The following is a 9,466-nucleotide window of genomic DNA, read 5'->3' as shown; positions in this document are numbered from 1 at the left end:
GACGACTGGTGTAATGGCTTCCTTGGTCACTATGAAACATGACCGGTTTGGGATGACCACGCAGTTCCCAAGCCATTTAGTAGTGCCTTACTTGTTAATTCTGAATCTAGCGAAAATGACATTGCACAACCCACGGGTTTTCGGGCGAATAAATCCATTACTACCGCCCGATACGCCCATCGGGCACCTCCAAATATAGGTTACATCGCCACACCAAACCTGGTCAGGTCGGGTGACAGCAAATTATCTGTTGAGAATATTGGGAATATCAACGCGCTCATCTCCTCCCCGTTTGTATTGATGTTTTTTCGTTTGGCAACTGACAAGGTTTAACGATTTCACCAGATTACCTGCCAACCAACGGCCAAGTTTAACCCTGAGTGTATTGGTAACCATTGTGGCGCCAGCGGACCCGCCACTGACTTTTCCAAGCTACGTTTTACCATCTGGAGCCTTCGGCCGACACCAATAGCGATAACTGCTTCGGTGGATACTAAAAATACGACACAATGCTTTTACCGGATAAAGCGCTCTTAACTTTTCAACTACCGACGAATTTTTTAGTGAGTCCGACATCAAGAGCGCAGTAGCCTTTTTTAAGATGTCATTCTCCATTTCAAGGCGTTGAATTCTTTTCTTCATTTGCTTGAGCCTCAACGTGTTCCGGTGTTAATGGCAGCCAGGCGCAGATTTCCCTCGCGTTCTAAAAGAAGTGTTTTTACCATCGGCGTATAGCTGAAAGGCTTACATTCATCGCTTTCTGCTGCTTCCAGGTAGGTGTAATTTTGGTCAAGGACTAATTGGGCGGTTTCACATTTAAATTCCGCAGTATATGTTTTACTCATTTTGGCACCTATAAAAATTATGAGGTAAGTATATCACCTCAACTTTAGGTGGCCAAATTCAGTATGCCACTACAATAGCCCAATGGAGCGATTTTTTGTAGTTTCTCTTCTTCATATATTGAATCATTTATCTATTAAAAACGTTAGTCTAGTTCTAAAAAAATTTAGATATATTCGAAACCTGCTCAATATTGATTAATCATTGGGTTATGTCATAAGTTAACCTCTAGTTCAGGATGATGCTTGGTTTTAATTTTAAATAATAAACTTTGTTAAAGGATATAACATATTTTGAGTTCTTATTTTGAAAGAAAAAAAATAATTTGGGGATTGATTTTTTTGCAATTTTTTTACATCATATTACCACATATTGCCTATTCATCACAACCAACTAAAAAATCTTATCCGTTAACTCCCTTTGAAAATTTAAGTCCAGAAAATTATCCTCTGGAAATGCCAGAAATTGAGGTAGTTGAAAAAGATGACGCAAAAAATACGAGAGTAAAATCTATTTTACCTGATTTAGACAGTTCTAATTTCGATCCAAAAGAAGAGGATACATTTGATAAGAAAATAGCTTCAGGAGTTACTCAGGTGAGTAATATTCTTCTAAACAAGGATCCATTAGAGACTTCTATTGGCTATGCAAAGAATATTGGCCTAGGATTAGTTAATCAACGAATTACCGGTTGGTTAAACCAATATGGTAAGGCCCGTGTTTCTTTTAATACAGATACTAAAATTTCGGGCGATTTTTTATTACCTATTATTGATAAGGAAAACAGTCTTCTTTTTAGCCAGTTAGGACTCAGAAATAATGCTGAAAGAAATACGGTAAACCTCGGTTTAGGATATCGCCAATATTGGAAAAAATTGATGTATGGTGTTAATACTTTTTATGATTATGACATTACCGGAGGTAATGCGCGTTTAGGAATTGGTGGTGAAACGTGGACAGATTATTTTAAACTTGCTGTAAATGGTTATTTTGGCTTGACTCAATCGCATCAATCAAAATTATCACGCATGGATGATTATGATGAACGTCCTGCAACAGGTTTTGACGTTAGCGCTGAAGCTTATTTGCCAAAGTACCCTCAATTTGGCGGTAGTGTTAAATATGAAAAATATTTTGGTAAAGGCATCGATCGTCACGCTAACCTTGATCCAACCCAATTAAATGATTATCCACAAGCTTTAAGTTTAGGAATAATTTACGCGCCTATCCCCCTGTTAACCTTCAGAGGGGAACATTCAATTGGTGATCAGAATAATACAAAAATTAGCATGAATGTGAACTATCGTTTTGGGGTATCACTTCAACAACAATTAGATCCTGATTCTGTTGATATAATGCGTAGTCTCGTTGGTAATAAGTATGATTTTGTCGACCGAAATTATGATATTGTGATGCAATATAGTAAACAAGAATTAATAAATATTGCTTTACCTAAAGAGATAATTGGTGAAGCTAAAGAAATAAAGACAATCAATGTTAAGGTCAATAAAACAAAGTATGGTTTAAAAGATATAAAGTGGATTGTGGACCATCACTTTTCCACTGATGGGGGAGAATTCAAAAAAATTTCACAGACTGAAGCGCAAATTATCTTACCACCTTATTCGAATTTTTCAAAAGAATATTATATCAGCGCAGTAGGTATTGATAAAAACCATAATGAGTCAAATAAAGCCACAACAGTTATTCGGAGTATTCGATCTACAAACGACTTTAGTACAAATTTAATTATTACACCACCAGGAAAAACTCTCACAGCAAATAATAAAGATAGGTATGTTGTTACAGCTGAGATCAAAGATAAAAAAGGAAAGCCACTTAGTAATGAAAACATTACTTTTGAGATAAGTGGGCTGAATTTAATTAATGGTGAATCCGGCGCAACATTATCTTCTAGTAGTCATATTGATAATAAAAAACTCACCGTTAAAACAGATAGTAATGGAAAATCCTTCATTGAAGTTTTTAGTAAAACTGCCGGTAAAGGTAGCATTACAGCAACGATGGACAATGGAAATCATAAAAGTGCTACTATTAATTTTGAGTCGGATGAAAACACAGCTGAAATAAAAGACAGTAACTTAGAAGTTATCACTGATAATCAAATAGCAAATGGTCGAGCGGAAAATAAGGTAAAAGCCGTCGTTACCGATAAGTATGGTAATGAAGTGCCGAACGTTATAGTCAAATTTACCGCGAGCAATGAAGCAAATTCCCAAAACCGTAATGTTACTACCGACAATAATGGTAAAGCGATTTTTAGTATTGTCAGTGAGCAAGCAGGACAAATGAAAATCACAGCCAATATTAATGGTTCTAATACAGAAAAAATTATTACTTTTTTAGCAGATGTCAGTACCGCGGAAATAGGCAGTGTAAAGCTTGATGATACTACGACGACAAAGATAGCAGATGGCAATCAGTATTTTACCTATACCGCACAATTGGTAGATAAAAACGGTAATCCAGTGAAAGTAGCAAATAAGATTATTCGTTGGCATCAAGATAAAAACACGGATGTTAACGTGCCACCTACTAGTGAAACTGATGCTAATGGTCAAGCCAAAATTAGACTAACCAGCACAACAAAAGCCGTTGATAATGTAATGGTAAGTGCACAGTATGAAGATACCCCTCAACGGGAGGCTAATGAGAGAGTTAGTTTTATTGCCGATATCAGTACCGCGAAAATAGGTAGTATAGAGCTTAATGATACTACAACGACAAAGATAGCAGATGGCAGTCAGTATTTTACCTATACCGCACAATTGGTAGATAAAAACGGTAATCTATTAAAGATAGCTGATAAAGTTATCGATTGGCACTTAAATAAAAACACGAATGTTAACATGCCATCTACTAGTGAAACTGATGCTAATGGTCAAGCCAAAATTAGACTAACCAGCACAACAAAAGCAGTTGATAGTGTAGTGGTAAGTGCACAGTATGAAAATACCCCTCAACGGGAGGCTAATAAGAGAGTTAGTTTTATTGCCGATATCAGTACCGCGAGAATAGGTAGTATAAAACTTGATGATGCTACAACGACAAAGATAGCAGATGGTAGTCAGTATTTTACCTATACCGCACAATTAATAGATGATAATGGTAATCTAATAAAGATATCAAATAAGATGATTAGTTGGTATCAAGATAAAGACAATGCTGTTATTTTGCCAAAAACTAGTGAAACTGATGCTAATGGTCAAGCCAAAATTAGACTAACCAGCACAACAAAAGCAGTTGATAATGTGGTGGTAAGTGCACAATATGAAAGTACCCCTCAACGGGAGGCTAATAAGAGAGTTAGTTTTATTGCAGATAGTCATACCGCTCATATTGACAGCCTAAACGTCGATAAAGGAACTGCAACAGCAAACGGCTCTGATGTCATTACATTTACCGTAACAGTGAAAGATGCAAACGGTAATCTTGTTCCAAAAAATGAAATCGCTATTAGTCAGAGCCCAGAAGGGACAGGAACATTTGAGAATTTAAATGATGGAAAAATTATAACAGATGCTAATGGTCAGGCCACTTTTAGACTTAGAAGTAACAAAGCAGAAAATGTGACCGTAACAGCAGTTAACGATACCGATACAACGGGAAAAGAAAAGGTAGTTAACTTTGAGCCCAATGATAGTACAGCAACCATAGCGATAGAAAATGATAAAGATAGCGGAATAGCGAATGGCTCTGATGTCATTACATTTACCGTAACAATCAAAGACGGAAATCGTAATCCGTTTATCAATCATCAGTTGAATATCAAAACCACTTTAGGTGGTTTAAATCCTAAAACTGTTAAAACAGATCAGCACGGTAAAGCTACTTTTACGTTAGAGAGCAAAAAATCAGGCAATGCGACAGTAACTGTTACTCATACTCAGTCTAGTAAACAGCAAACTAGCAATGTCAGTTTTAAAACTGATAGCAGCACCGCAAGTATTGCCAGTCTAACAGCAGATAAGGATAGAGCAACAGCGAATGGCTCTGATGTTATTATATTTACCGTAACAGTGAAAGATGCAAACGGTAATCTTGTTCCCAAAAATGAAATCGCTATTAGTCAGAGCCCAGAAGGGACAGGAACATTTGAAAATTTAAATGATGGAAAAATTACAACAGATACTAATGGTCAGGCCACTTTTAGACTTAGAAGTAACAAAGCAGAAAATGTGACCGTAACAGCAGTTAACGATACCGATACAACGGGAAAAGAAAAGGTAGTTAACTTTGAGCCCAATAATAGTACAGCAACCATAGCGATAAAAAATGATAAAGATAGCGGAATAGCGAATGGCTCTGATGTCATTACATTTACCGTAACAATCAAAGACGGAAACCGTAATCCGTTTATCAATCATCAGTTGAATATCAAAACCACTTTAGGTGATTTAAATCCTAAAACTGTTAAAACAGATCAGCACGGTAAAGCTACTTTTACGTTAGAGAGCAAAAAATCAGGCAATGCGACAGTAACTGTTACTCATACTCAGTCTAATAAACAGCAAACTAGCGATGTCAGTTTTAAAGCTGATAGCAGCACCGCAAGTATTGCCAGTCTAACAGCAGATAAGAATAGAGCAACAGCGAATGGCTCTGATGTTGTTATATTTACCGTAACAGTGAAAGATGCAAACGGTAATCTTGTTCCCAAAAATGAAATCGCTATTAGTCAGAGCCCAGAAGGGACAGGAACATTTGAAAATTTAAATGATGGAAAAATTACTACAGATGCTAATGGTCAGGCCACTTTTAGACTTAGAAGTAACAAAGCAGGAACGGTGACTATAACGGCAACAACTACCAATACTGATAAAGCAGGAAGAAAAGAAACTACAGTTTTTGACCCTGATACAAGTTCGGCACATGTTACCTCATTAAATAATAAATTAGATAAAAATTATGCAAGTGCAGATGGTAGAACTCCTGTTAAATTTATTGTAGAAGTAAAAAACAAGCAAGGTAGTGCGCTAGCAGATATTCCAGTTAAGATTACAACGACTCTAGGTCATTTTGCTGATAATAAAAAACAAGAGACAACAGTAAGAACGGATAAAACGGGTAAAGTTGAATTTTCTTTAATAAGCAATGACGATGGTCAAGCAATGTTGCATGCATCCGTTACTGACAATCGGAATGATGTCGGTAAAAAAACTGACTTTGATTTTATCAAATATGATTTTGAAATTAATGAAAAAAATAGAAGTATCATTGTTAATGGCTCGTTTCTGTATAAGGTCAAGTTAATTCCCTCACGCAATATTGAAAGCTATAAAGAAGGCGAATTTGTGAAGAATGATCTGATTGAATGGGTTTCAAGTAAGCCAAATATTGCTACTATAAATAATACTGGTTTAGTAACAGGAAAAAGCGCAGGAATTACTACTATTACTGCTAAAGGTAATCATGATGGATTTGAATTTATGGTAACATCAACGATTAACGTAAAAGAAAAAAAGTTCTCTCCTATTTATGGAGATCAAAATACAACGTTACATGAATATATAATCGAACCGCCAACCTATAGTCTTGTGTTTTCTGGGGGATGGATTGTTGATCGATTAGGAACACCAGAAAACACATTAATGACTGGCGGTCCAGGTGGGAATATTGTAAACGTAAAAAATATGAATGATGTAAAATCATTTGAGGTGACGGTGGGAGATAATTATTTTGGTACAAAAAAGTCAAGGGAAAACGTTGAAGTTCGGAAAGTAGCCGATTTAAAACTTGATATGGATATAAATAAGGTAGAATATGTAGTTGAAGGAGTTTTTATTGGTCAAATAGTTATTACGTATAAGAATGGTCTCACGAATAAAATAGGCAAAAATGAAGGCTTAATTAATCATAGAACAGAGACTTACAATATTCCAGATGGTTATATCTTACAGGGTATAAAAGTCGGGACATTTGGGGTTTACATACAAAGTATTCAGTTTATTTCTATGCCAGAATCATAAAATGTTCCATCGCCAGTCGAATGTTCATGGCCCCCAATTTATTCGGTGGGCAGAAATTAATAATTTTCTTCTAGATTATATTAGGTAATTTGTAATAATAAGGAGGTAACTATAAAGAACATAGTGATATTTCTGGTAAAGTGGTTAAATATTTTTATTTTTACGTTTTTTATGTTGATTATATCGATTTATATGGTCATAAAAACACATTGGGGAGCAGAACAATTAAGTTATTTATTAAGTAAATATACTCATTATGATGCTAAAATAGACGATATTAGCCATAGTCTTAAAACACCAGGAATAATCTTATTTAAAGATGTTTCTATCCATAATAAAAAAAATAACTTTTCTCTCAATGTAAAACAAATTAGGTTAGAAATTTTCTTGCAAAAAATATTTTCAAAATTGTCGTTTGACAGAATAATCCTTACAGAAGGAAAAGTAAATCTACCTATTTCTTTCAAGGCGTTTCCTTTTATAACTAAAAGACTAAAATTAGAAAGGATTAATATAAGCTATAGAGGTAAAAATATTTCTAACGTAGCTACTAATATGACTGGCGAAATAACCTTCCACAATTCATTCGAAGAAGGTGTTTTTCAGTTCAATTCTGATCGACTTGAGTTAAATAATTTTAACTTAACAAATTTGATGGTAAAAGGAGCATATAAAAAAAATTTTCTTTCATTCAATAAATTTTCTGCTCATGTCAATAATGGTATTATTAACGCCAACATTGTTCAATATACTGATAATTCACTCACTGTTGAAAAACTAGTGTTAGCTAACACGGATTGGCAATTTTCTATGTCATTTGACGAAATGCTTAATATACTGAAAGACATTAAAAACCTAAAAGTTGAAGATATGGATTTAATAAATACTAATTTCCAAGGAAAAGAGTGGTCAATTTTAGGTTTATCAGGAAAGGTAAATGATATAAATATTATTGATGGGCATTGGAAAAACTCTTTTAATAAAAGTGAATTAAATATTGATAAGTTAATATCACATAATCAACAAATTAGTCACCTAGTTGCAGACATAACATATTCAAATGATATACTTTACTTTCATCGTCTTTTTGGTTATACACACGAAGGTACGTTTAGTTTAAAGGTAATTTCGAATATACAACACCATTCGATTAATATTGTAGATGCGAGGTTAGCTAATATACATTATCAATTACCTGCTAATTGGATAGAATTTATTACATTGCCGGTTACAAATTCGATTACTTCGTTACACGTTACTAATTTGAAATTAATTAATTCATCAATTATAGATATTAACCATAATTTCCCCTTCGAATTTACTAATATTAATGGTGATATCTCTAATATGGATTTTATAAAACAAAAAAAATGGGGATTATGGAAAGGGAAAGCTAGATTTAATGCTAACAGTGGTATGATTAATCAGATTGTTTTACGGCACCCTTATTTAGAAATATCTCAACAGAATAATACTAATATTATTTCAATGTTCAATGCCCGTATAAAAAATGCTTTAGTAAGATTTACTGCTAACATCGAACAACAAATGGATAAGTATCTTTTTGCATTGGAAGGGGAGGGCTTTAATATTAATCTAGGTATACTAAATCAATGGGGCTGGAAGAATTTACAAATAGATTCAGTTGGAAGCTTTAATTTCATACTTACAGGAAATTTATTAGCCAATTCCATTGCTGAAACCTTAGCAGGAAAATTATCTTATCAACCTACTACAGGAAAAAAAGAGACTTATTCTATTGTTAATGGAGAAATAAAGTTGTGTTGCATGTAAGCGGTGTTGAGAGGTTTTGTTCGGTTACTTCGTCATGAGTTGTAGTAGCTCAGACTTAATCTGACAGTTACCGGTTATTTATACAGTACCTGTCAGGTTAAATTTGATTTAAATCTTTCTCTCTCCAAAGTTGTTTTCCCTCGTGTAAAGTTGCCATAGGAGTTCGACCGCAACACATTTTTCCTTGATGAGTGCGTTGGTTATTATATTCCGCTAAACATTTATCTAAGTCAGCTTGTAATTCATCTAAAGCCCTATAGATTTTCTTACGAAAAGCCACCTGATAGAACTCTTGTAATACAGTTCTATGAAAGCGTTCACAAATCCCATTAGTTTGAGGTGAACGAGCTTTAGTTTTTGTATGATCAATATCATTGATAGCGAGATAAAGTTGATAATCGTGATGTTCAACTTTACACAATACTCACTGCCTCTGTCCGTCAGTATACGTAACACCGGTAACCCATGCTGGGAATAAAAAGGGAGAACCTTGTCATTTAATAAATCTGCCGCCGTTATCGCGCTTTTTGTTGTGTAAAGCTTACAATGAACGACTTTACTGTAAGTATCAATGTAAGTTTGTTGATAAACACGACCAACGCCTTTTAAATGACCGACATAAAAAGTATCTTGTGAACCCAGATAACCTGGATGCGCTGTTTCAATCTCACCACAGGCTTCATCATCTTGCGCTTTCTTTTCTAGAACACTGATTTGTGATTCTGACAGGATAATTCCTTCTGTTGCGATTTTATCTTCAAGCGCTTTTAGGCGTTTTGTAAAATTTTCGAGATTATGGCGCAGCCAAATAGAGCGAACGCCACTCCCCGAAACAAAAA

2 protein-coding genes and 2 pseudogenes are annotated in these 9,466 nt (G+C 34.7%); 2 read left to right on the top strand and 2 right to left on the bottom strand.

The genetic code is table 11. The annotated features are described in order from the left end of the window. Window positions 1–845 (bottom strand): annotated as a pseudogene (locus tag AYJ55_RS36395) (IS3 family transposase); the annotation flags it as partial. 291 nt (window positions 846–1,136) lie between these two features. On the opposite strand from AYJ55_RS36395, the gene AYJ55_RS19495 reads away from it, so the two are divergent. Continuing rightward, entirely contained in the window at window positions 1,137–6,833 is a 5,697-nt protein-coding gene (locus AYJ55_RS19495) for an Ig-like domain-containing protein (protein ID WP_063657667.1), read from the top strand. A 192-nt stretch (window positions 6,834–7,025) separates the two neighbouring features. After that, entirely contained in the window at window positions 7,026–8,627 is a 1,602-nt protein-coding gene (locus AYJ55_RS19490; protein ID WP_162505322.1) for a hypothetical protein, read from the top strand. Window positions 8,628–8,724: 97 nt separating this feature from the next. Here the strand turns inward: AYJ55_RS19490 and AYJ55_RS19485 are convergent. Beyond that, window positions 8,725–9,466, bottom strand: a pseudogene (locus AYJ55_RS19485) (integrase core domain-containing protein); the annotation flags it as partial.

This window comes from Candidatus Arsenophonus triatominarum (assembly GCF_001640365.1).
In the GTDB taxonomy this organism is placed as follows: domain Bacteria; phylum Pseudomonadota; class Gammaproteobacteria; order Enterobacterales; family Enterobacteriaceae; genus Arsenophonus; species Arsenophonus triatominarum.
Note: the sequence above shows the minus strand (reverse complement) of the source record. Positions and strands in the feature narration are given on the sequence as shown.

What these genes read in the sequence shown, in the direction of transcription:
- AYJ55_RS19490 (WP_162505322.1), top strand. Translation starts at nt 7,026, where the DNA reads ATGGTCATAAAAACACATTGGGGAGCAGAACAATTAAGTTATTTATTA.